Below are 22,559 nucleotides of genomic sequence, written 5' to 3' on the forward strand. Positions count from 1 at the left end.
GCCACGACTGCTGCGCGGGCGACCACAGCGGCGGCAGGCCGGTCTCGCTCACGCGCTTGGCTCGGCCGTCTTGCGGGTCCGCTGCCACAGCCAGAAGCCCGGCCCGGACAGGGCGTAGACCACGCCCACCGCGAACAACACGCGCGGCAGATCGATGACCATGATCGCGATCGCGATCGGGACCAGGGCCAACGCCAGGAACGGCACGCGGTCGGCGCGCGGGCCCTTCTGGCCGCTGCCCTTGAAGCTCCAGAAGCGGATCCGGCTGACCATCAGCAAGGCCGCCACCAGGGTGACGCCCAGCGCCACGTAGCGCAACTGGTTGCCGTCCCAGCCCAGGTTGCCATCGGCGAAGGCCCAGACGAAGGACATCATCAGCCCGGCGGCGGCCGGGCTGGCCAGGCCGATGAACCAGCGCTTGTCGACCACGCTGACCTGGGTATTGAAACGGGCCAGGCGCAGGGCGGCGCAGGCCGCGTACAGGAACGCCACTGCCCAGCCGACCCGGCCCATCACCGGATCGTCGAACTTCAGCCACGACAGCGACCAGTGGTACATCACCAGCGCCGGGGCCATGCCGAAGCTGACCAGGTCGGCCAGCGAGTCGTACTGCACGCCGAATTCGCTACTGGTGCCGGTCAGCCGCGCCACGCGGCCGTCCAGGCCGTCCATGACCGCGGCCACGAACACGGCGATGGCGGCATTGACGAAGTCGCCGTTGGCCGCGGCGATGATCGCGTAGAAGCCGGCGAACAGGCCCGCGGTGGTGAACAGGTTGGGCAGCAGGTAGATGCTGCGGTTGCGCGGCGGGGGTTTCATCTCATCCATGCGGCCAGTTTAGTGGGTGCGGTGGCCTTTGGGGCAGCCCGGGCACCCGCCCGTCGCCGCCGGCTTGCCAGCGCCCGGCCGGGATGCTGCAATCGCCCCCCTGACCTTGATGCCCGGAGTTGCCATGCGTGCCCTGCCCTCGCTGTGCTGCCTGCTGCTGCTCGCCAGCGCCTCGGCCACTGCCGGAACCGTCTACAAGTGGAAGGACGCCAAAGGCGTGACCCAGTATTCGGAGAAGGCCCCGACCGGCCAGAAGTACGAATCGCGCGAGGTGGACACCCGCGCCCCGGTGGCCCGCGCGGCGCCTGTCGCCGAGGCGCCGGCCGAATCGGCCGATTGCACCACCGCACGCAACAACCTGACCCTGCTCAACGGACAGGGGGCAGTGATGCAGGACACCAACGGCGACGGCAAGGCCGACAGCCCCCTCAGCCCGGAACAGCGCAGTGCGCAGAAGGACCTGGCCAACGCGGCGATCAAGGTCCACTGCAAGCCGGCCGGCTGAGCCGGCCCCGGTCGGCGCCGCGGCGCCGGGGGCGCTTCCGGACCGCCCGGCCGGCGTGATGGGCAGGGCGGCGGCTGGGCTGGCAGAATATCGGCTTCTGCCGTTCAGCGAAGCCGACGATGCGCCTCTCCCAGTTCCACCTGCACACCACCAAGGAAACCCCCAGTGACGCGGAGCTCACCAGCCACCGCTTGATGCTGCGCGCGGGTATGATCCGCAAGCTGGCCTCGGGGTTGTACACCTGGTCGCCGCTGGGCCTGCGCGTGCTGCGCAAGGTCGAGCGCATCGTGCGCGAGGAAATGGAGCGCGCCGGCGCGGTCGAATTCCAGATCCCGACCATCCAGCCCAAGGAACTGTGGGAAAGCACCGGGCGCTGGGAAAAGTTCGGTCCGCAGCTGCTCAAGATCAAGGATCGCAAGGAGCAGGTGTTCTGCTACAGCCCCACCGCCGAAGAGGCCGCGGCCGACTTCGCGCGCCAGGAGCTGTCCAGCTACAAGCAGCTGCCGGTCAATTTCTTCCAGATCCAGACCAAGTTCCGCGATGAGATCCGCCCGCGTTTCGGGGTGATGCGCGCCCGCGAGTTCCTGATGAAGGACGCCTACTCCTTCCACCTGCACGACGACTGCCTGGTGCGCGAATACGAAAACATGAAGGCGGCCTACAGCCGCATCTTCACCCGCCTGGGCCTGGATTTCCGCATGGTGCAGGCCGACTCGGGCGCGATCGGCGGCGACGCCTCGCAGGAATTCCACGTGATCGCCGAGTCCGGCGAAGACGCGCTGGTGTTCTCCACCGGCTCGGACTACGCCGCCAACATGGAAGCGGCGATCGCCGCTGCCCCGGGTGAGCGCCCGGCCGCCAGCGAGGCGCAGCGCAAGGTGGAGACGCCGACCCAGAAGACCTGCGAAGCGGTGGCCGCGCTGCTGGGCCTGGGCCTGGAGCGCACGGTCAAGTCGATCGCGATCATGAGCACCGATGGCTTCGTGCTGGCGCTGGTGCGCGGCGACCACGAGGTCAACGAGATCAAGCTGGGCAAGGTGGCCGGGTTGCAGGGCTACCGCATGGCCAGCGAGGCGGAGATCGCCACGCACCTGGGCAGCGAGCCCGGCTTCCTGGGCCCGCTCAACCCGGCCCAGCCGATCCGCATCGTCGCCGACCGCGACGTGGCGGCGCTGGCCGACTTCGTGGTGGGCGCCAACGAGGCGGGTTTCCACATCGCCGGGGTCAACTGGGGCCGCGACCTGCCCGAGCCGGAAGTGGCCGACATCCGCAACGCGAAGGAAGGCGACCGCGCCGCCGATGGCGGCGAGCTGAAGATCGCGCGCGGCATCGAAGTCGGCCACGTGTTCCAGCTGGGCCGGCAGTATGCGCAGGCGCTCAAGGCCACCGTGCTGGATGAGAACGGCAAGGCGGCGGTGATGGCGATGGGCTGCTATGGCATCGGCATTTCGCGCATCGTCGCCGCAGCCATCGAACAGAACCACGACGAGGCGGGCATCATCTGGCCGGCCGCGATGGCGCCGTGGCAGGTGGTGGTGTGCGTGATCAACCCGAAGCAGGACGAGGCCGTGGCCACCGCCGCCGCCGAGCTGCTGGCGCAGTTGCAGGCCGCCGGCCTGGATGCGGCGCTGGACGACCGCGGCCTGCGTCCGGGCCAGATGTTCGCCGACATGGAACTGATCGGCGTGCCGCACCGGGTGGTGGTGTCCGAGCGCGGCCTGGCCGCCGGCACTTACGAATACCGGTCGCGCAGCGCGAGCGAGGCCGAGAGCCTGGACCGCGACGCCCTGCTGGGCCGACTGGCGGGTTGATCAGGAAAAGCCGGGTGGAATATCCCGGCTTTTCTTTTGCTTGCGGCGATTGAATATGCCGGTTAACTCTGTGCAGCATCCGGCTGGATATGTATGCTGTCGCGCAAGCCAAGGACTGGCCCACCCCGTCCTTAATTAGATTCCGGAGCAGTTGATGAGTATTGACCTGAGTGGCCTGTCCGCCAAAGAGCTGGGCGCCCTGATCAAGAACGCCAAAAAGCAGCAGACCATCGTGGCCAAGCGCCCGGCGGTGACCAAGGTGCGCGCGCAGCTGACCAAGCTGGCCAAGGCCCACGGTTATTCGATCGAGGAAGTGTTCGGTGGCGCCGCCCCGACCCGCGGCCGCGCCGCGAAGGCAACCAAGGCCCCGGCCAAGAAGGCCGTGCGCAAGCTTGGCAAGGTGGCCCCGAAGTACCGCAACCCGGCCAACCCGAAGGAAACCTGGACCGGCCGTGGCAAGCAGCCGCGCTGGCTGGCCGCGCTGACCACCAAGGGCAAGAAGGTCGAAGAGTTCCTGATCAAGAAGTAATCGTCTCCGGTTTCATCGGAAACTGAAAACGGAAAACGCCGGCGCGATGCCGGCGTTTTTTTTGGTCTGCGCGTTTTTCAGCTGCGCGAAGGGCCGTTGCTGGAGCACTGCAGGATCAACGACTGGCGAGTGCGTGCCCTGCTGGCTTGGGCGGGTACGGGTGGGTTGGCGGGACACGCCGTAAATACGTCCGTGTAGGCTCGCATGCGCCATCCATGGCGCATGACGGTCCCGCCAACCCACCCGCACCCACCCTTTGACAGTGTGCTGGTGCGCAACGGAAAGCGGGCCACCAAGCGCTTTTTCGCCGCTGTCTTTTCGATGGCCACATCCCCGCCCAGCCACGGGACAAGCGGCCCTGCGCTCTGACACGCCTACAAGAAACCCCAACACCCCAACACCCGTCAGAGATTCTTCCGCGCCGGAATCAGCAGATTGCCAAACAGCAAGCCGGCCACCAGCGCCATCACCACGTTGAGCACGGTCATCAGCACGGTCTGGCCGGCGCTCATGTCCTGCTGCTGCACCAGCGTCAGCACGCCGCGCAGGCTGGTACTGCCGGGCACCAGCATGATGATGCCGGGCAGGCGGATGATCGCGCCCGGGCGCTGCACCAGCCGCCCGAACAGATTGCCGGCCGCGGTCATCAGCATCGCCGACATGAAAATACCCGCCGGCAGTCCCCAGGCCTGCCCGGCGAATTTGGAAATCGCGTAGCCGGCCACCGAGGCCGCCATCACCCACGGATAATCGCGGCGGTTGGCCTTGAAGAGCATTGCGAACGCGAACGCCGCCAGCAGCAGCGCGCACCACTCCACCCAGTCGGCCTGCGGGCGCGACGCGCGTACGTGCGGCTCCAGCCCGATGATCCCCGACAATGTCACCGCGATCACCGCGCCCACCGTCAATTTGAGGATCGTGGTGATCGCCCCGGCAAACCGCGCCGTGCCCGACACCCAATGCTGGCTGGCCAGCTCGTTGACCGCATTGGTCAGCGACATCCCGGGCAGCATCACCACCAGCGAGGCGATGATGACGGTATTGAGATTGAGCGGCCCCAGGAACGAGGCCACCAGCGCCGCCACCGTGCCCGCCAGCAACGCTGCCAATGCCTCGCTCGCCTCGCGGCTGGCCGGGCGCCGATCGGTATACAGCGTCATCACCCCGATCAGCAGTCCGATCACCCCGGCGGTGGCGATATCCAGCCACGGCAGCTTCCACAGCCCGGCCACGCCGGCCGCGCCCAGGCTGTAGGACAGGATCATCCGGATCTTGCCGCGCCGGCCCGGGTCCTTGTCCAGTTGCCGCAGGGCGGTATGGCCCTGGGCGATGCTCATGCTGCCGGTGGCCACCGCATCGGTGATCTGGTCGGCGATGCTGAGTTTATGCAGGTCATTTTCGCCCGGTGCCAGCCGGATCACGCGGGTGATGTCCGACGAACCGATCGCCTTGGTCGGGTCGCTGAAACTCAGGATCAGCCCGGTCGGGTTCGACCAGGGCTCGCAGTCCAGGTCCAGCCGCTGCGCCAGCGCCACCACCGCCGCCTCCAGCCGCTGCGCGGTGGTGCCGTAACTGTGCAGGCGCCCGGCGATTTCCGACACGAACGCCACGCGCTGCGCATAGGTGGCCTGGGGGGTGGCAATGGTGGCGGTATCGACGGACATGCTTCGTAGTATTACCCGAAGCCCGCCCCGGCTGAACAATCATGTCGCAACGCACACACTTGATGTCGACACGGACAAGGTATGCTGCGCGCAGGACGCCCCATGACGCCAACCCAAGCCCCCCATCTCGAACTGGATGCGCAGGATTCCGGCCTGGTCCGGTTGTCCGGCCACTGGACCCTGCATACCGCGCTGGACGCGGCCGAAGTGCTGCGCGGCATTCCCGATGCGCTGACCGGCATCGACGCCAGCGGCATCACCCAGCTCGATTCGGCCGGCGTGCTGCAGGTCCTGCGCGTGGCCCGCCGCGCCGACCTGGCCGACGAGGCGTTGCAGTTCCGCGAGGAACACCGCGCACTGGTCTGCACCATCGAGGAGGTCGCCGACGACCGCCCGCGTTCCAAGCGCGACTTCGGCGTGCTGGCCGCGCTGGAGCGCCTGGGCGTCAGCGTGCACGGCATGGGCCACAACATCGTCGCCCTGGCCAGCTTCCTCGGCGAGAACCTGGTCAAGGGCGCACGCCTGATCAAGGAGCCACGTCGGTTCCGGCTGACCGCCACCGTGGCGCAGATGGAACAGGTGGGGCTGGATGCGGTGCCGCTGGTGGCCCTGCTCTCCTACCTGGTCGGTGCGGTGATCGCCTTCCTCGGCTCGACCATCCTGCGCGATTTCGGCGCGGAGATTTACGTCGTCGAGCTGGTCAACATCGCCTTCCTGCGCGAGTTCGCCGTCCTGCTCACCGCGATCGTGCTGGCCGGCCGCACCGCCAGCGCCTTCACCGCGCAGATCGGTGCGATGAAGGCGCGCGAGGAAATCGATGCGATGCGCACCCTTGGCCTGGATCCGATCGACCTCCTGGTGCTGCCGCGCCTGGTCGCCCTGCTGATCACCCTGCCCCTGCTGACCTTCATCGCGATGGTCGCCGGCCTGGCCGGTGGCATCACCGTGGGCGCGTTCGACCTGGACATCCCGCCGCAGATGTACATCGCGCGGATGCACGAGACCATGGAAGTGCGCAACATGCTGGTGGGCCTGTCCAAGGCGCCGGTGTTCGCGCTGGTGATCGGCCTGATCGGCTGCCTGGAAGGCCTGAAGGTCGAAGGCACCGCACAGTCGGTCGGCGAGCGCACCACCTCCAGCGTGGTGCAGGCCATTTCGCTGGTGATCATCCTCGATGCGTTCGCCGCGTTGTGGTTCATGAAGATGGGCTGGTAAGCGATGACCACCGAGACCGCCGCGCTGGCCGCACCCGAGGACACCACCGGCGATGACGCCGGCCTGGCCATCCGCGTACGCGGGCTGACCAACCGCTTCGGCGCGCAGACCGTGCACGATGGCCTGGACCTGGACGTGCGCCGTGGCGAAATCCTTGGCGTGGTCGGCGGCTCGGGCACGGGCAAGTCGGTGCTGATGCGCAGCATCCTCGGCCTGCGGGTGCCCGATGCCGGCCAGATCGAGGTGCTCGGCGTGGACGCGCGCTCGGACGATCCGGCCAGCCGCCTGCACATCGAACGCAATACCGGGGTGTTGTTCCAGGACGGCGCGCTGTTCTCCTCGCTGACGGTCGGCGAGAACGTGCAGGTACCGCTGAAGGAACACCACCGCGAGCTGCCCGAGCGCTGGCATTACGAGCTGGCGTTGCTGAAGGTGAAGTTGGCCGGGCTGCCGGCCGACGCGATCAACAAGCTGCCCTCGCAGCTGTCCGGCGGCATGCGCAAGCGCGCTGGCCTGGCCCGGGCGCTGGCGCTGGACCCGCCGCTGCTGTTCCTGGACGAGCCCACCGCCGGCCTGGACCCGATCGGCGCGGCCGCCTTCGACCGGCTGATCAAGACCCTGCAGGAAGCGCTGGGGCTGACCGTCCTGCTGATCACACACGATCTGGACACCCTGTATGCGATCTGTGACCGGGTGGCGGTACTGGCCGACCAGAAGGTGATCGCCAATGCCCCGCTGCACGAGATCGAACAACTGGACCACCCGTGGATCCAGGAATACTTCCACGGACCGCGCGCGCGTGCTGCGCGCGATGCAAAGCACGAGAGCGAGTAAGCCATGGAAACCAAAGCCAATTACGTCCTGATCGGCGCGTTCACCCTGGTGGTGGGGCTGGCGCTGCTGGCCTTCGGCCTGTGGGCGGCCAAGTACTCCTCCGACCGCACCTGGACCGAGTACCGGGTGGTGTTCCGCGAGGCGGTCACCGGCCTGTCGGTCGGCAGCCCGGTGCAGTACAACGGCATCGCGGTGGGCTCGATCACCGAGCTGAACCTGGTCCCGGACGACCCGCGCCAGGTGGTCGCGCGCATCCGCCTGAACTCCAATACCCCGGTCAAGACCGACACCCGCGCCAAGCTGGCGATCACCAGCCTGACCGGCCCGTCGATCATCCAGCTCAGCGGCGGCACCCCGCAGGCCGCGGCGCTGACCGCGGTCAACAAGGACCCGGCGCCGATCATCCCGACCACGCCCTCGGCCCTGCAGAACATCACCGACGTGGCCAACCGCATCGTCGAGCGCATGGACCAGGTGTTGAGCGACCGCAACGTGGCCAGCATCAACGCCACCCTGGCCAACCTGGAAACGATCAGCGGCGGCCTCGCCGACCGTGACCAGGGCACCCAGGCGCTGCTGCTCAGCGCGCGCGATGCCGCGCGCAGCCTGGATGTGACCCTGAAGAGCACCAACGGCACCATCCAGCGGCTGGACCAGAATCTGGTGCAGCAGTTGCCGCCAATCCTGGACAAGCTGGAAACCACCCTGTCCAAGCTGGATTCGGCCGCCGGCAGCGCCGATTCGATCCTCGGCGAGAACCGCGCGGCGATCAACAGCTTCGCCAACGACGGCCTGGCCCAGCTCGGCCCGACCCTGACCGAGCTGCGCGGACTGATCCGCGACCTGCGCCGGGTCAGCGACAAGCTGGACAACAACCCGGCACGCTATCTGCTGGGCCGCGACGCGCCCAAGGAGTTCGAACCCAAATGAGCCGCCCGACCCTCACCCGAATCCTCCTGCCGGTGGCGATGATCGCCACCCTCGGCGGCTGCTCGCTGCTGGGCAGCAATGAACGCAGCGCAGTGACCATCTATTCGCCGATCGTGCGCATCCAGGCCGATCCCGGCTGGCCAAAGGTCGACTGGCAGCTCGTCGTGGTCAAGCCCAGCGCCGCGCGCGTGGTCGACAGCCCGCGCATCAACGTGCGCCCGTCGCCGTCCGAGCTGGAGGTATACAAGGGCGTGAGCTGGGCGCAGCCGGCCACCGACATGCTGGACGACGCGCTGGTGCGCGGCTTCGAGGATTCCGGCCGCGTCGCCGGCGTCGCCCGTGCCACCACCGGCATCCGCGCCGACTACAAGCTGGCCCTGGACGTGCGCCGCTTCGAGGCCGACTACCGCGGCCAGGCCACCCCGGCGGCGCTGATCGAGGTCAACGCCAAGCTGATCCACGTGATCGACCAGCGCGTGGTCGCCGACCGCACCTTCCGCCAGGAACAGCCGGTGCCGACCACCGCTACCGCCGATGTGGCGCGTGCCTTCGAGCAGGGCCTGCAGGCCATGACCACCGAGCTGGTGGGCTGGACGCTGGTGACCGGCCAGGCCGACTACCAGCAGGCGCAGGTCATGCCGAGCCGGCTGCGTCAATCCAGCGGAAGGTGAGGTTGATGCGCTCGGCCAGCGGCCGCGCGCTTTTCGGCAGGGCATGCTGGTAATGGCGCTGGGTCTGCCCGCCCATCAGCAGCAGGTCGCCATGCCCCAGCGTCACCTCGGCCTTGCGCGCGTGGTCCTCGCGTCGGCGCAGCAGGAAACGACGTTCGGCGCCCAGGCTCAGTGACACGATCATCGGCGTCGGCCCGAGCTCGGGCTCGTTGTCGCTGTGCCAGCCCATGCCGTCATCGCCATCGCGGTAGCGGTTGAGCAGCACGCTGTTGAACGGCGTGGCGCAGAACGCAGCCAACCGCTCGCGCAGCGGCAGCAGCGCCGGGTGCCACGCCGTCGGCACGAAGTCGGTGCCCGAATAGCGATAGCGCGCGGCCGGGTCGCCCATCCAGCAACTCAGCCGCGGCGAGTCGACCTGGCGCCCGAACATGCGGATGCGGTGCACCTCCCACGGTACGTCCTCGCGCAGGGTGCGCTGCAGGGCATCGGCATCGGCGGCGGCAAGCCAGTGACGGTGCCAGTGCACCTGCGCATCGGGAAGGTGGAGATCCATGGATGAACGCTAGCACGCGGCGATTTGCCGGTGCGCGGGCAAAGCCCGAGAATGCCCCCACCCGTTGGAGCGCTGGAGCCCGCATGCCTGCTGTCGTTTTCCCCTGGATCGAGGTCGGTCGCGCGTGACCACGCTCAAGGCCCGGCTGCGCCAGGCGGTCTTCGTGGCGCTGCGCGCCGGTTTCCGGGCGCTGCCACTGTCCGATGGCCAGCGTGATCGACTGCGCGCACGCTTCCTGCGCGATCACGGCGACTGGGTGCCGCCGCCGCCGCGCGGCCGCATCGATGCCAGCCCGGCGCAGGCGAATCGTCCCCTCCCTCGCCCGCTGCTGCGTGCCGATGAAGCCGCGATCGGCTACGTGGCGCATCGCAGCGAGGCCCTGCCTGCACCGCTGCCCGCCACGTTGGTGGCGTTCTATTTGCCGCAGTTCCACCCGTTCGCCGAGAACGATGCGTGGTGGGGCAAGGGCTTCACCGAGTGGCGCAACGTCACCCGCGCCCTGCCCCAGTTCGAGGGCCACATCCAGCCGCGCCTGCCCGCCGACCTGGGCTTCTACGACCTGCGCACCCCGCAGGTGATGCGCGACCAGGCGCAGTTGGCCCGCGAATACGGCATCGGCGCGTTCTGCTTCTATTACTACTGGTTCAGCGGCACCACGCTGATGGAGACGCCGCTGCGCCAGTGGCTGGCCAACGACAGCATCGACCTGCCATTCTGCCTGTGCTGGGCCAACGAGAACTGGGCGCGGCGCTGGGACGGTCGCGACGAGGACATCCTGATCGGCCAGCAGCACAGCGCCGAGGACGACCTGGCCTTCATCGCCCACGTCGCGGACTACCTGCGCGACCGCCGTGCCCTGACCGTGGACGGCAAGCCCATGCTGCTGGTGTACCGCCCGCACCTGCTGCCCGATGCGCGCGCGACCGCCCGGCGCTGGCGGCAGTGGTGCCTGGACAACGGCATTGGCGAGATCCACCTGGCCTACGTGCAGGGCTTCGAGCGCCCCGATCCGCGCGACATCGGCTTCGATGCCGCGGTCGAGTTCCCCCCGAACATGAGCAACCCGCGCTCGCTCACCGCCGACCAGTACCTGATCAATCCGGATTTCCAGGGCGACGTACGCGACTGGCGCGAACTGGCCGCGGAGATCGCCGCGCGTCCGCTGCCGCCGTACACGCTCTATCCCGGGGTCAACCCGGGCTGGGACAACGAGGCACGCCGCTCCGGCAAGGGCCGCGTCTACCTGCACGCCTCACCGCGTGGGTATGGCGACTGGCTGTCGACCACCGTGCACACGCGCCTGGCCGCCGCGCCGGCCAACCAGCGCCTGGTCTTCATCAACGCATGGAACGAGTGGGCCGAAGGCGCAGTGCTGGAGCCGGATGCACGGCTGGGGCATGCCTACCTGGAGGCGACGCGGAAGGCGCTGCGCCCCCCCGGTGTGCAGGCCGCCGCGATCCGGCCCTGCGCGGTAATCCATGCGTGGTACATCGACGTGCTTGCCGAACTGCTCGCTGACCTGCGCGCCAGCGCCCTGCCGTGGCGGATCGTCATTACCACCACCGATGAGAAGCGCAGCGACGTTCAGCGGGCGGTGAATGATGCCCGGCTCGAGGCGGAGATCGTGGTGTTCGCCAACCATGGCCGCGACATCCTGCCCTTCCTCCAGATCGCCGAGCGCCTCTACCAGGAGGGTGAGCAGGTTGTGCTGAAGCTGCATACCAAGCGCTCCACGCATCGTACCGATGGTGAACACTGGCGCCGCGAACTGACCGGCCGCCTGCTCGACGCGGACCGCGCGGCACGGATCTTCCAGGGCTTCGTCGAGGATGACCGGTTGGGCCTGGTGGCGCCGGAGGGTCACGTCCAACCACTGCACTTCTACTGGGGCGCCAACCAGCGCAATGTCGAGGCGCTGCTGGTGCAGCTTGGCCTGAAGGCCGCGGACATCGAGGTCGACACGTTCGTCGCCGGCAGCATGTTCTGGGTGCGCCTGTCGGCACTGCGGCCGTTGCTGGATGCGCATCTCTACCGTTCGGCGTTCGACACCGAAGCCGCCCAGCTTGATGGCACGCTGGCCCACGCCGTCGAGCGCATCGTCTCGCTGGTGGTGCGCAGCAGCGGCCAGCGCGAGGTGACTGCGGCGGGCCTGCTGGGCGAACCGTTCGATGCAGATCACCCCTACCGTTACGCGCGGAAGGGGTGAGCGAACGCTGGCACCGCCCCGGCTGGCCGGGGCGGCGCCATCACCTCAGGCGGCGGCGAATGCCACGCCGGTCTTTTCCTTCAGTTCCTCCACGCCGACGCCCGGCGCTGCCTCCACCAGCACCAGGCCGGCGTCGGTCACGTCGAACACGGCCAGATCGGTGATGATGCGGTCGACCACGCCCACGCCGGTCAGCGGCAGCGTGCAGTCGGGCAGGATCTTGTGCTCGCCGTTCTTGGCGGTGTGCTCCATCAGCACCACCACGCGCTGCACGCCAGCCACCAGGTCCATCGCCCCACCCATGCCCTTGACCATCTTGCCGGGCACCATCCAGTTGGCCAGGTCGCCCTTGTCGGTCACCTGCATCGCGCCGAGGATGGCCAGGTTGACGTGGCCGCCGCGGATCATGGCGAAGCTGTCGTGGCTGCCGAAGTAACTGGCGCCCGGGCGTGCGGTGACGGTCTGCTTGCCGGCATTGATCAGGTCGGCATCGACCTCGGCCTCGGTCGGGAACGGGCCGATGCCGAGCAGGCCGTTCTCGGACTGCAGCCACACATCCACGCCATCGGGGATGTGGTTGGCGACCAGGGTCGGCAGGCCGATGCCCAGGTTCACGTAAGCACCGTCGGTCAGTTCGCGCGCGGCGCGCGCGGCCATTTCATCGCGGGTCCACGCCATGTCAGTTGCCCTCCGCACGCACGGTGCGCTGTTCGATTCGCTTCTCGGGATGCGGGTTGTGCACGATCCGGTGCACGTAGATGCCCGGCAGGTGCACCTGGTCCGGATCGATGCTGCCCACCGGCACCACCTCTTCCACCTCGACGATGCACAGCTTGCCGGCCATCGCGCAGGCCGGGTTGAAGTTGCGCGCGGTCTTGCGGAACACCAGGTTACCCGACGCGTCGGCCTTCCACGCCTTGACCAGCGCCACGTCGGCGCGCAGCGCGGTTTCCATCACGTAGTGCTTGCCGTCGAACGCGCGGGTTTCCCTGCCCTCAGCCACCACCGTGCCGTAGCCGGTGGCGGTGAAGAAGGCCGGGATCCCGGCACCGCCGGCGCGCAGGCGCTCGGCCAGGGTGCCCTGCGGGTTGAACTCCAGTTCCAGTTCACCGGCCAGGAACTGCCGTTCGAACTCCTTGTTCTCGCCCACGTAGGACGAGATCATCTTGCGGATCTGGCGGGTCGCCAGCAGCTGACCCAGGCCGAAGCCATCCACGCCGGCGTTGTTGGAGATCACCGTCAGGCCCTTCACCCCCGTGTCGCGCAGTGCGCCGATCAGCGCCTCGGGAATGCCACACAGGCCGAACCCGCCCACGGCCAGGGTCTGGCCATCGGCGACCACGCCGTCCAGCGCGTCGGCCGCGCTGGCGTACTGCTTGCCACGCCGCTTGGCGGCACTGGTGTTTTCCATGGTTACGCCCTGCTGATGAACAAACGCCTATTCTAGCGGGAGGCCTTCCCCGGCCTCGACTGCAGCGCAGCAAAGACGGCCACGACAGGGCCGCTGGCGACCGCGTGGCCGTCAGCACAGCGGGTCGGCCGGGCGGGACGGCTACAATTGATCCCATGTACGTTCTTCTGCCCTGCTGATGTCCATGACCCCCTCCTCCGCCGTTGGCGACGCGCAGGCCCACGCCCTGTGCGTGGACCTGGACGGCACCCTGCTGAACTCGGACATCCTGTATGAGTCGCTGCTGGCCCTGCTGGCGCGACATCCGCTGTACCTGTTCCTGCTCCCGTTCTGGCTGCTGCAGGGCAAGGCCGCGCTCAAGCGCCAGATCGCCGCCCGGGTCGCCTTGGCGCCGGAGCACCTGCCCTACAACCTGCGGGTGCTGGACTTGCTGCGTACCACCGCGCAACGACCGCGCGTGCTGTGCACCGCCTCCGATGCGCTCCTGGTCGCCCCCATCGCCGCGCACCTGGGCCTGTTCGAACGTGTCATCGCCAGCGACGGCGAGCGCAATCTCTCCGGTGCACACAAGGCGCAGGCGCTGGTCGGGGCATTCGGCGAACGCGGTTTCGATTACGTTGGCAACGGCAGGGTGGATCTGGCCGTGTGGCAGCACGCCGCCGGTGCCTGGGTGGTCAACAACGACGACGGCCTGGCGCGCGCCGCCGCGCAGCGCACCACCGTGCACGCACACTGGCCGGCGCCGCCACGCGCCGCGGCCTGGTTCAAGGCGCTGCGCCTACACCAGTGGTTGAAGAACCTGTTGGTGTTCGTGCCGTTGCTGACCGCACACCGTTTCCTAGAGCCGGAGGCTGTCGTGCAGTCGCTGCTGGCCTTCGCCGCGTTCAGCCTGTGCGCCTCCGGGGTCTACCTGCTCAATGACCTGCTCGACCTGAGCGCGGACCGCCAGCACCTGCGCAAACGCCATCGGCCGTTCGCCGCCGGCCGCCTGCCACTGTTGCACGGGCTGTGGGTCGCCCCGCTGCTCACTGTATGCGGGTTGCTGGTGGCGCTGGCGTGCAGCCCGGCCTTCGCCGGCGTGTTGTTGATCTACTACGCGGCCACCCTGGCCTACTCGTTTCGGCTCAAACGCATCGTCATGCTCGACGTGGTGCTGCTGGCCGGCCTGTACACGGTGCGGATCATCGGCGGCACGATCGCCATTGATGCCGAGCTGTCGTTCTGGCTGCTCGCCTTCAGCATGTTTATTTTTCTGTCGCTGGCCCTGCTCAAGCGCTATATCGAGCTGCACACGATGCTGGCGCGGGGTGGGACCGCGGCCAGCGGACGTGGCTATGGCGTAGATGACCTGCCGTTGCTGCAATCGCTCGGTGCGGCCGCCGGCTACATTGCGGTGATGGTGATGGCGCTCTACATCAACAGCCCCGAGAGCATCGAGCTGTACCGCAGCCCCAAGCTGCTATGGTTCATCTGCCCGGTGCTGCTCTACTGGGTTAGTCGGGCGTGGGTGATCGCGCATCGTGGCGGCATGCACGACGATCCAATCGTGTTCGCCGCTACCGACCGCCCCAGCCAAGTGGTGGCCGCGCTGTGCGCGCTGTTTGCCCTGGTGGCGATCTGATGCGCTGTGACGGCGATTCCTGGGGGCGCTACCCACGCGCGGAACACACCCGTGTTTCGCTGCATGACCGTCTGAGCGGATTGCCCGACTTCGCCGGCAGCGCGTTGCCCCATGGGAATGGCCGCAGCTACGGGGACAGTTGCCAGAACCCGGGCGGAACCCTGTTGGGTACGCGTGGGCTGGACCGCTTCATCAGCTTCGATCCGGTGTCCGGCCGCCTGCAGTGCGAAGCCGGCACCACGCTGGAGGAAATCGTGTCCCTGGTGCTGCCCCAGGGGTGGTTCCTGCCGGTAACCCCAGGCACCTCACAGGTTACGGTGGGGGGCGCAATCGCCAACGATGTGCACGGCAAAAATCACCACCGGTGCGGAAGCTTCGGCCACCACGTGATCGCGTTCGAGCTGTTGCGCAGCGATGGCAGCCGCCGTCTGTGCCATGCCGAGGAAGACGCCGAAGGCTGGTTCGCCGCGACCGTTGGCGGGCTGGGCCTGACCGGCCTGGTGACCTGGGCCGAGCTGCAGTTGCGTCGCGTTCCCGGCACCAGCCTGGAGGTGGAGAACATCAGGTTCGGGTCACTGGGGGAGTTTTTCTCGCTGTCGCGCGCGTCGGCATCCACCCATGAATACAGCGTGGCGTGGATCGACTGCCTCGCGCGCGGGCGTACCCTGGGGCGAGGCCATTTCACCCGCGCCGACCATGCCGCACAGCGTGCGGACGAGCGGCCGCCGGCACCGCGCCGGCGGCTGACGATGCCATTGACGCCGCCGCTGTCACTGGTCAACCGGCTCACCCTGCGCCCGTTCAATGCGCTGTACTACTGGCGTCAGCCGGCGCGGCGCACGCGTTCGGTCGCGCACCTGCTGCCGTTTTTCCATCCGCTGGACAGTATCGGCCATTGGAACCGGATGTACGGCCCGGCCGGTTTCCTGCAGTACCAGTGCGTATTGCCGCCGGCGGCCGCCGCCGATGGGGTCGCCACCCTGTTGCAGGAGATCGCGCGCAGCGGCCAGGGATCATTCCTGGCCGTGCTGAAACAGTTCGGCGACATGCCCTCGCGCGGCATGCTGTCCTTTCCACGCCCAGGCACTACCCTGGCGCTGGACTTTCCCAACACCGGTCCGGGGGTCTTCGCCCTGCTGCAGCGCCTGGACCAGATCGTCGAGGCCGCGGGCGGCGCGCTGTATCCGGCCAAAGATGCACGGATGTCGAGCCACGCCTTCCAGCAGGCGTATCCGCGCTGGCAGGCATTCTCACGTTTCCTCGATCCGCGTTTTTCATCCGGCTTCTGGCGCCGGGTCACGGAGTAAGCATGCAGAAGATCCTCATCATCGGGGCGACGTCCGCCATCGCCGAAGCGGTCGCCCGGCGCTACGCCGCGCGCGGTGCGGCGCTCTTCTTGGTGGCACGCAACACGGCGCGGATGTCGGTGATCGGCGCCGACCTGGCCGTGCGCGGTGCCGGACAGGTGAGCCAGTACGCGCTGGACGTCAATGATCTGGCCGGACACGCCGAGATGATTGAACAGGCCTGGGCGACGCTGGGCCGCCCGAATGTGGTGCTGGTCGCGCATGGCACCCTGCCCGACCAGGCTGCGTGCGAAGCCTCGGTTGAGGTATTCCTGTCCGAGTTTTCTACCAATGGCAGCGCCACCATGGCCCTGCTCGGGCCGATCGCCAACCGCCTGGCCGAGGCCGGCACCGGTACGCTGGCAGTGGTCACCTCGGTGGCCGGCGATCGCGGGCGGCAGAGCAACTATGCCTACGGCGCGGCCAAGGCGGCGACCAGCGCCTTCCTCAGTGGCCTGCGCCAACGCCTGCACAAGCGCGGCGTCGCCGTGGTCGATATCCGCCCGGGCTTCGTCGATACCCCGATGACCGCGCATCTACGAAAAGGCCCGCTGTGGGCCACCCCCGACCAGGTCGCCAAGCGTATCGTCGGCGGCATCGGGCGAGGAACACCGGTGTTGTACGCCCCCGGCTTCTGGCGCCTGATCATGCTGGTCATCCGCCTGCTGCCGCAGGCGGTGTTCAACCGGGCCGCGCTGTGAGCACCGTCATGCCGGGCGCCTTTGAGCAGAAGATCGTCATTCCCGGTGGCGCCGGTCTGGTCGGTCAGAACCTGGTGGCCATCCTCACGCGCCAGGGCTACCGCAACCTGGTGGTGATCGACAAGCACGAGGCCAACCTCGCCATCCTGCGCCGGATGCACCCGACCCTGATCACCGCACTGGCCGACCTGGCCGATCCCGGTGATTGGGAGCAGCACTTCGCCGGTGCCAACGCCGTGGTGATGCTGCAGGCACAGATCGGCGGTACCGATCCGCTACCGTTCGTGCGCAACAACATCACTGCAACGGACAACATCCTCGACGCGATCCGACGCCATGCCGTGCCCTACACCGTGCATGTCAGCTCGTCGGTGGTGTGCTCGGTGGCGGAGGACGACTACACCCGCACCAAGCGCGAACAGGAGCAGCGGGTTGCCGACAGCGGCATCGCCGCGGTGATCCTGCGGCCGACGCTGATGTTCGGCTGGTTCGACCGCAAGCACCTGGGCTGGCTGTCGCGCTTCATGCGCAAGGTGCCAGTCTTCCCGATACCCGGTGATGGCCGCTTCATGCGCCAACCGCTGTACGCAGCCGATTTCGCCAGCATCATCGCCAGCTGCCTGCGTTCGCGTATCGCCGGCCAGCGCTACAACATCACCGGCTTGGAGAAGGTCGACTACGTGGACATCATCGCCCAGATCAAACGGAGCACCGGTGCGCGGGCGCTCCTACTGCATATTCCGTACGGCCTGTTCCATGCGCTGTTGAAGACCTGGGCGCTGTTCGACCGCGACCCACCGTTCACCGCGGCCCAGCTCAAAGCATTGGTTGCGCACGACGAGTTCGAGGTGATCGACTGGCCGGGCATCTTCGGCGTGCGGCCGACGCCGTTCGCCGAGGCGATCGAGGCGACCTTCAACGATCCCGATTACGGCGACATCACCCTGGAGTTCTGATCGTGAGCGAACGCATCGCCGTCCTCGGCGCCGGCCCGATGGGCCTGGCCGTGGCCTACCAACTGGCCCGCGATGGCCATCAACCGGTGATCTTTGAAGCCGACGACCGCGTCGGTGGGATGACCGCCAGCTTCGATTTCGGGGGCATCCAGATCGAACGCTACTATCATTTCCACTGCAGCTCGGATACGGAATTTTTGGCCGTACTGGACGAGCTCGGACTGTCCTCGATGATGCGATGGACCGAGACGCGTATGGGCTATTGGTTTGGCAAGCGGCTGCAGGCATGGGGAAACCCGATCGCACTGCTGCAATTCAAGGGACTTGGACTCGTTGCCAAGTTCCGCTATGGGCTGCATGCGTACCTGTGCACCCGGCGCAATGACTGGCGACCGCTCGACCATGTCGAAGCATCGGGTTGGATCCGCCGATGGGTGGGCGCCGAAGCCTATGAAGTGCTGTGGCGCAGGTTGTTCGATTACAAGTTCTATGACTTCGCCGACAACCTCTCAGCTGCCTGGATCTGGAGTCGAATCCGCCGCATCGGACGCTCGCGCTATAGCCTGATGCGGGAGAAGCTGGGCTATCTGGAAGGGGGTTCGTCGACACTACTGTATGGGATGCACGGAGACATTCTGCGGCATGGTGGAGAAGTGCGACTTCGTGCGCCCGTAGAGAAGATCGTCATCGAAGACGGTCGCGTACGCGGCGTGGAGGTCGGAGGTGAATGCCTGGCCTTCGACAAGGTTGTCTCCACCGTACCGCTGCCGCTCGTGCCTCGTCTGGCTCCGGACCTGCCCGAAACGATACTGGCCCGATTCCGGGCATTGAAGAATATCGCGGTCGTGTGCGTGATCGCCAAGCTTCGCTGCCGCGTATCGGAGAATTTCTGGGTCAATACCAATGATCCAGACATGGATATTCCCGGTGTCGTGGAGTACACCAACCTCCGGCCGATGGACGCCCACATCGTCTACGTGCCTTTCTACATGCCCGGGGAACACCCCAAGTACGCCGATCCGGATACGGTGTTCATCGATAAGGTGCGGCGCTACCTCATGCAGATCAATCCGACGCTGCTGGAGGGCGACTTCATCGACGTCCGCGCCAGCCGCTATCGTCACGCGCAGCCCATCTGCGAACCGGGGTTTCTTGATCGCCTGCCGCCCCGCAAGCTACCGGTCGTAGGCCTGTGGGTGGCCGATACCTCGCATTACTACCCTGAAGACCGCGGCATCTCCGAGAGCATCGGCTTCGGCAGGATGCTGGCCAGGGAAGTGGTGGCATGATCCAGGCGCTGGCCTCTCGGCAGTTCCTGCTGTTCCTGCTGGTGGGCGGTGTGGCTGCGCTGGTCAATTTCCTGTCCCGGATCGGCTACAGCCACTGGCTGCCGTTCACTCCGGCCATCGTGCTGGCCTACCTGACCGGCATGGTGACCGCCTTCGTGCTGTCGCGCCTGTTCGTGTTCAAGCAGAGCACCCGTCCACTGCACCATTCGGCGTTCTACTTCGTCCTGGTGAACCTGCTGGCGGTGCTACAGACCTGGGTCGTATCAATGCTGCTGGCCTTCCATCTGCTGCCGTGGCTGGGCGTGGATGTGCTGCAGCTGGAGATCGCCCATGCCGTGGGCGTGGCGGTACCGGTGTTTTCGAGCTATTTCGGGCACAAGTACCTCTCGTTCCGGTAGCCATCCGACGCGGCCGATGGTGCAGATGACCCGCCCGCAACACCCGTGACGGTCGCCCCCGGTGAAAACGATTCCCATACATGGCTGCCGCTACACTAATCCTCTGACTGGCAGAAGGACTGAATAGATGACCCTCCCCGCATTCAAGGCATACGACATCCGCGGCCGCGTGCCGGACGAACTGAACGAAGACCTGGCCCGCCGCATCGGCGTGGCGCTGGACGCGCAGCTCGCCCCCGGTACGGTGGTGGTCGGTCATGACATCCGCCTGACCAGCCCCGCCCTGCAGGACGCCCTGGCCGCCGGCCTGCGCGGCGCCGGGCGCGACGTGCTGGACATCGGCCTGTGCGGCACCGAAGAGGTCTATTTCCAGGTGGACCACCTCAAGGCGGCCGGCGGGGTGATGGTCACCGCCAGCCATAACCCGATGGACTACAACGGCATGAAGCTGGTCAAGGAGCAGGCCCGCCCGATCAGTTCGGACACCGGCCTGCTCGCCATTTCCGACGCGGTCGAAGCCGACAGCGCAGCACCGGTCGAGCCCAAGGCCGGGCTGCAGTCGCACCCGGACAAGAGCGCCTACATCGCGCACCTGCTCAGTTATATCGACCGCGCCGCACTGAAGCCGCTGAAGCTGGTGGTCAACGCAGGCAATGGCGGCGCAGGCACCATCGTCGACCTGCTCGCCCCGCACCTGCCCTTCGAGTTCATCCGGATCTGCCACGAACCCGATGGCAGCTTCCCCAACGGCATCCCCAACCCGCTGCTGCCGGAGAACCGCGCGATGACCGCGCAGGCCGTCCGCGAGCATGGCGCCGACTTCGGCATCGCCTGGGACGGCGACTTCGACCGCTGCTTCTTCTTCGACCACAACGGCCGCTTCATCGAGGGCTATTACCTGGTCGGCCTGCTCGCCCAGGCGATCCTGGCGCGCCAGCCGGGCGGCAAGATCGTGCACGACCCACGCCTGACCTGGAACACCGTGGAGATGGTCGAGGCGGCCGGCGGCCAGCCGGTGCTGTGCAAGAGCGGCCATGCCTTCATCAAGGAAAAGATGCGCAGCGAGAACGCCGTGTACGGCGGCGAGATGAGCGCGCACCATTACTTCCGCGAGTTCGCCTACGCCGACTCCGGCATGATCCCGTGGCTGCTGATCGCCGCCCTGGTGTCCGAGTCCGGCCGTTCGCTGGCCGACCTGGTCGAGGCGCGCATGGCCAAGTTCCCCTGCAGCGGCGAGATCAACTTCAAGGTGAGCGATGCCAAGGCCGCAGTCGCCCGGGTGATGGACCACTACGCCGCGCAGGCGCCGGCGCTGGACCACACCGATGGCATCAGTGCGGATTTCGGCCAGTGGCGCTTCAACCTGCGCAGCTCCAATACCGAGCCGCTGCTGCGCCTGAATGTCGAAACCCGTGGCGATGCGGCGCTGCTGCAGCAGCGTACCGATGAACTCTCCCAGTTGATCACGGCATCCTGAGGCCCCCACCCCGATGAACGACCTGCTTCCCGTCATCCTGTCCGGCGGCTCCGGCACCCGGCTGTGGCCGCTGTCGCGCGAGGCCTATCCCAAGCAGTTCCTTGCGCTGGCCGGTGAGCAGACCATGCTGCAGGCCACCTGGCAGCGCATCGCGCCCATCGCCGGGCGCGCGCCGCTGGTAGTGGCCAACGAGGAACACCGCTTTGTTGCGGCCGAGCAACTGCAGCAACTGGGCGTGCAGCCGCTGGCCATCCTGCTCGAGCCGGTCGGTCGCAACACCGCGCCGGCGATCGCAGTCGCCGCGCTCGAGGCGACCCGCGACGGCGACGATGCGCTGCTGCTGGTGCTGCCGTCGGACCATGTGATCGCCGATGAAGACGCGTTCCGTGCGACCGTGCTGCGCGCCCTGCCCGCCGCGCGGGAGGGCAAGCTGGTGACCTTCGGGATCGTGCCGACCGGCCCGGAAACCGGGTATGGCTACATCAAGGCGGTGTCGGGCGGGGACGTGCGCGCGGTCGATCGTTTCGTCGAGAAGCCTGACGCGGACACGGCCCGGCAGTACGTGCAGTCCGGCGAGTATTTCTGGAACAGCGGCATGTTCCTGTTCAAGGCATCGCGCTACCTGGCCGAGCTGGAGAAATTCAATCCGGCCATGCTCGCCGCCAGCCGCACGGCGTGGCAGCAGGCACGTCGCGATGCGGATTTCACCCGCCTGGACAAGGAGGCCTTCGCCGCAGTCCCGTCCGATTCCATTGACTACGCGGTGATGGAGAAGACCGCCGACGCGGTGGTGGTGCCGCTCGACGCGGGCTGGAACGACGTCGGCTCGTGGACCGCGCTGCGCGATGTGTCCGCGCAGGACAGCGACGGCAACGCCCACCACGGCGATGTCATCGCCATCGACTGCCGCAATACCTATGCCTACGGCGAGCGCCTGATCGCATTGGTCGGGCTGGACGATGTGATCGTGGTCGAAACCGATGACGCGGTGATGGTCGGCCGCAGCGACCGCATGCAGGAGATCAAGCAGGTGGTGGCGCAGTTGAAGGCCGCCGCGCGGCCCGAGGCCACCTGGCATCGCAAGGTGTACCGCCCGTGGGGCGCCTACGACTCGATCGACCATGGCGAGCGTTTCCAGGTCAAGCGCATCACCGTCAAGCCCGGTGCCACGCTCAGCCTGCAGATGCATCACCACCGCGCCGAACACTGGATCGTGGTCAGTGGCACCGCCGAAGTGACCCGCGGCAAGGAAGTGCTGCTGCTCACCGAGAACCAGAGCACCTATATCCCGCTGGGCGTGACCCACCGGTTGAAGAACCCGGGCAAGCTGCCGCTGGAACTGATCGAAGTGCAGTCCGGCAGTTATCTGGGCGAGGATGACATCGTGCGCTTCGAGGATACTTACGGCCGCACGTGATCGAGATCGAAGCGCCGCACAGACAAAAAAACCCGGCCGAGGCCGGGTTCCTGTTTGCTGTGGATGGGGGTTACTCCACCGTTACGCTCTTGGCCAGGTTGCGCGGCTTGTCCACGTCGGTGCCGCGTGCCAGCGCGGTGTGGTAGGCCAGCAGCTGCACCGGGATGGTGTGCACCACAGCGCTGAGAGCGCCAACG

20 protein-coding genes and 1 pseudogene are annotated in these 22,559 nt (G+C 67.3%); 16 read left to right on the forward strand and 5 right to left on the reverse strand.

Features of this window, described 5'->3' with window-relative positions; genetic code table 11:
* Nucleotides 1-48: 48 nt before the first annotated feature.
* On the reverse strand, nt 49-828 hold the full coding sequence (pssA, locus tag AC06FD_RS15920) for a CDP-diacylglycerol--serine O-phosphatidyltransferase (protein WP_259207048.1): 780 nt from the start codon (nt 826-828) through the stop codon (nt 49-51).
* A gap of 124 nt (nt 829-952) precedes the next feature.
* Between pssA and AC06FD_RS15925 the strand changes: the two genes are divergently transcribed.
* The 3 genes and pseudogenes from AC06FD_RS15925 to AC06FD_RS15935 form a co-directional block, all read left to right on the forward strand.
* A complete protein-coding gene (locus AC06FD_RS15925; protein ID WP_259207052.1) occupies nt 953-1,333 on the forward strand; it encodes a DUF4124 domain-containing protein in 381 nt (126 codons plus the stop codon).
* A 119-nt stretch (nt 1,334-1,452) separates the two neighbouring features.
* A complete protein-coding gene (locus AC06FD_RS15930; protein ID WP_259207053.1) occupies nt 1,453-3,144 on the forward strand; it encodes a proline--tRNA ligase in 1,692 nt (563 codons plus the stop codon).
* Nucleotides 3,145-3,298: 154 nt separating this feature from the next.
* A pseudogene (locus tag AC06FD_RS15935) lies at nt 3,299-3,670 on the forward strand (H-NS histone family protein); the annotation flags it as partial.
* 407 nt (nt 3,671-4,077) lie between these two features.
* Here AC06FD_RS15935 and AC06FD_RS15940 read toward each other — a convergent pair.
* Complete coding sequence (locus AC06FD_RS15940; RefSeq protein WP_259207057.1) at nt 4,078-5,337, reverse strand: threonine/serine exporter family protein; 1,260 nt, start codon at nt 5,335-5,337, stop codon at nt 4,078-4,080.
* A gap of 102 nt (nt 5,338-5,439) precedes the next feature.
* Between AC06FD_RS15940 and AC06FD_RS15945 the strand changes: the two genes are divergently transcribed.
* From AC06FD_RS15945 to AC06FD_RS15960, 4 genes are read left to right on the forward strand one after another with little or no spacing between them, the layout of a single operon-like run.
* On the forward strand, nt 5,440-6,552 hold the full coding sequence (locus tag AC06FD_RS15945; protein ID WP_259207059.1) for an ABC transporter permease: 1,113 nt from the start codon (nt 5,440-5,442) through the stop codon (nt 6,550-6,552).
* Between the two features lie 3 nt (nt 6,553-6,555).
* Nucleotides 6,556-7,386 (forward strand): ABC transporter ATP-binding protein, encoded by an 831-nt coding sequence (locus tag AC06FD_RS15950; protein ID WP_259207061.1) that lies wholly within the window; start codon nt 6,556-6,558, stop codon nt 7,384-7,386.
* A 3-nt stretch (nt 7,387-7,389) separates the two neighbouring features.
* Nucleotides 7,390-8,316, forward strand: a complete 927-nt coding sequence (locus AC06FD_RS15955; RefSeq protein ID WP_259207063.1) for an MlaD family protein — start codon at nt 7,390-7,392, stop codon at nt 8,314-8,316.
* The gene (locus AC06FD_RS15960; RefSeq protein ID WP_394163814.1) at nt 8,313-8,987 is read left to right on the forward strand and encodes an ABC-type transport auxiliary lipoprotein family protein; all 675 of its coding nucleotides are present in this window, start codon (nt 8,313-8,315) and stop codon (nt 8,985-8,987) included. The genes AC06FD_RS15955 and AC06FD_RS15960 overlap by 4 nt, the downstream gene beginning before the upstream one ends.
* On the opposite strand, the gene AC06FD_RS15965 is transcribed toward AC06FD_RS15960, so the two are convergent.
* Nucleotides 8,950-9,540: an alpha-ketoglutarate-dependent dioxygenase AlkB family protein gene (locus AC06FD_RS15965; RefSeq protein WP_478078324.1), complete on the reverse strand. Its 591-nt coding sequence runs from the start codon at nt 9,538-9,540 to the stop codon at nt 8,950-8,952. The two genes, AC06FD_RS15960 and AC06FD_RS15965, sit on opposite strands and share 38 nt — an antisense overlap.
* Nucleotides 9,541-9,664: 124 nt before the next feature.
* Here AC06FD_RS15965 and AC06FD_RS15970 point away from each other — a divergent pair, with 124 nt between their 5' ends.
* Nucleotides 9,665-11,746 carry a glycoside hydrolase family 99-like domain-containing protein gene (locus tag AC06FD_RS15970; RefSeq protein ID WP_478078325.1) on the forward strand — a complete coding sequence of 694 codons (2,082 nt, stop codon included), beginning with the start codon at nt 9,665-9,667 and terminating at the stop codon, nt 11,744-11,746.
* 45 nt (nt 11,747-11,791) lie between these two features.
* Here the strand turns inward: AC06FD_RS15970 and AC06FD_RS15975 are convergent, their stop codons facing one another.
* Both AC06FD_RS15975 and AC06FD_RS15980 read right to left on the reverse strand, forming a co-directional pair.
* Entirely contained in the window at nt 11,792-12,424 is a 633-nt protein-coding gene (locus AC06FD_RS15975; protein WP_259207070.1) for a CoA transferase subunit B, read from the reverse strand.
* 1 nt (nt 12,425) lies between these two features.
* Nucleotides 12,426-13,157, reverse strand: a complete 732-nt coding sequence (locus tag AC06FD_RS15980; protein ID WP_478078326.1) for a CoA transferase subunit A — start codon at nt 13,155-13,157, stop codon at nt 12,426-12,428.
* A gap of 232 nt (nt 13,158-13,389) precedes the next feature.
* Between AC06FD_RS15980 and AC06FD_RS15985 the strand changes: the two genes are divergently transcribed.
* From AC06FD_RS15985 to AC06FD_RS16020, 8 genes are all read left to right on the forward strand, one after another.
* The gene (locus AC06FD_RS15985; RefSeq protein WP_478078334.1) at nt 13,390-14,778 is read left to right on the forward strand and encodes a UbiA family prenyltransferase; all 1,389 of its coding nucleotides are present in this window, start codon (nt 13,390-13,392) and stop codon (nt 14,776-14,778) included.
* A complete protein-coding gene (locus tag AC06FD_RS15990; RefSeq protein WP_478078327.1) occupies nt 14,778-16,085 on the forward strand; it encodes an FAD-binding oxidoreductase in 1,308 nt (435 codons plus the stop codon). Before AC06FD_RS15985 ends, AC06FD_RS15990 begins: the two co-directional genes overlap by 1 nt.
* 2 nt (nt 16,086-16,087) lie before the next feature.
* A complete protein-coding gene (locus AC06FD_RS15995) occupies nt 16,088-16,825 on the forward strand; it encodes an SDR family oxidoreductase (RefSeq protein ID WP_478078328.1) in 738 nt (245 codons plus the stop codon).
* An 8-nt stretch (nt 16,826-16,833) separates the two neighbouring features.
* Nucleotides 16,834-17,781 (forward strand): NAD-dependent epimerase/dehydratase family protein, encoded by a 948-nt coding sequence (locus tag AC06FD_RS16000; RefSeq protein ID WP_478078329.1) that lies wholly within the window; start codon nt 16,834-16,836, stop codon nt 17,779-17,781.
* 2 nt (nt 17,782-17,783) lie between these two features.
* Nucleotides 17,784-19,070, forward strand: coding sequence for an NAD(P)/FAD-dependent oxidoreductase (locus AC06FD_RS16005; RefSeq protein ID WP_478078330.1), 1,287 nt, complete (start codon nt 17,784-17,786; stop codon nt 19,068-19,070).
* The gene (locus tag AC06FD_RS16010) at nt 19,067-19,468 is read left to right on the forward strand and encodes a GtrA family protein (protein ID WP_478078331.1); all 402 of its coding nucleotides are present in this window, start codon (nt 19,067-19,069) and stop codon (nt 19,466-19,468) included. The genes AC06FD_RS16005 and AC06FD_RS16010 overlap by 4 nt, the downstream gene beginning before the upstream one ends.
* Nucleotides 19,469-19,595: 127 nt before the next feature.
* Nucleotides 19,596-20,945, forward strand: a complete 1,350-nt coding sequence (locus tag AC06FD_RS16015) for a phosphohexomutase domain-containing protein (protein WP_394163810.1) — start codon at nt 19,596-19,598, stop codon at nt 20,943-20,945.
* Between the two features lie 13 nt (nt 20,946-20,958).
* Nucleotides 20,959-22,362: a mannose-1-phosphate guanylyltransferase/mannose-6-phosphate isomerase gene (locus AC06FD_RS16020; protein ID WP_478078332.1), complete on the forward strand. Its 1,404-nt coding sequence runs from the start codon at nt 20,959-20,961 to the stop codon at nt 22,360-22,362.
* Nucleotides 22,363-22,559 lie beyond the last annotated feature (197 nt).

The sequence above is a fragment of the Stenotrophomonas sp. Steno-Z1 genome (assembly GCF_056393175.1).

Bases quoted from the DNA above. Each gene is read 5' to 3' on its own strand.
- pssA (WP_259207048.1), bottom strand. From the start codon at position 828: ATGGATGAGATGAAACCCCCGCCGCGCAACCGCAGCATCTACCTGCTG.
- AC06FD_RS16010 (WP_478078331.1), top strand. From the start codon at position 19,067: ATGATCCAGGCGCTGGCCTCTCGGCAGTTCCTGCTGTTCCTGCTGGTG.
- AC06FD_RS16020 (WP_478078332.1), top strand. From the start codon at position 20,959: ATGAACGACCTGCTTCCCGTCATCCTGTCCGGCGGCTCCGGCACCCGG.
- AC06FD_RS15960 (WP_394163814.1), top strand. From the start codon at position 8,313: ATGAGCCGCCCGACCCTCACCCGAATCCTCCTGCCGGTGGCGATGATC.
- AC06FD_RS16015 (WP_394163810.1), top strand. From the start codon at position 19,596: ATGACCCTCCCCGCATTCAAGGCATACGACATCCGCGGCCGCGTGCCG.
- AC06FD_RS15975 (WP_259207070.1), bottom strand. From the start codon at position 12,424: ATGGCGTGGACCCGCGATGAAATGGCCGCGCGCGCCGCGCGCGAACTG.
- AC06FD_RS15930 (WP_259207053.1), top strand. From the start codon at position 1,453: ATGCGCCTCTCCCAGTTCCACCTGCACACCACCAAGGAAACCCCCAGT.
- AC06FD_RS15995 (WP_478078328.1), top strand. From the start codon at position 16,088: ATGCAGAAGATCCTCATCATCGGGGCGACGTCCGCCATCGCCGAAGCG.
- AC06FD_RS15980 (WP_478078326.1), bottom strand. From the start codon at position 13,157: ATGGAAAACACCAGTGCCGCCAAGCGGCGTGGCAAGCAGTACGCCAGC.
- AC06FD_RS15925 (WP_259207052.1), top strand. From the start codon at position 953: ATGCGTGCCCTGCCCTCGCTGTGCTGCCTGCTGCTGCTCGCCAGCGCC.
- AC06FD_RS15990 (WP_478078327.1), top strand. From the start codon at position 14,778: ATGCGCTGTGACGGCGATTCCTGGGGGCGCTACCCACGCGCGGAACAC.
- AC06FD_RS15950 (WP_259207061.1), top strand. From the start codon at position 6,556: ATGACCACCGAGACCGCCGCGCTGGCCGCACCCGAGGACACCACCGGC.
- AC06FD_RS15965 (WP_478078324.1), bottom strand. From the start codon at position 9,540: ATGGATCTCCACCTTCCCGATGCGCAGGTGCACTGGCACCGTCACTGG.
- AC06FD_RS15940 (WP_259207057.1), bottom strand. From the start codon at position 5,337: ATGTCCGTCGATACCGCCACCATTGCCACCCCCCAGGCCACCTATGCG.
- AC06FD_RS15945 (WP_259207059.1), top strand. From the start codon at position 5,440: ATGACGCCAACCCAAGCCCCCCATCTCGAACTGGATGCGCAGGATTCC.
- AC06FD_RS16000 (WP_478078329.1), top strand. From the start codon at position 16,834: ATGCCGGGCGCCTTTGAGCAGAAGATCGTCATTCCCGGTGGCGCCGGT.
- AC06FD_RS15955 (WP_259207063.1), top strand. From the start codon at position 7,390: ATGGAAACCAAAGCCAATTACGTCCTGATCGGCGCGTTCACCCTGGTG.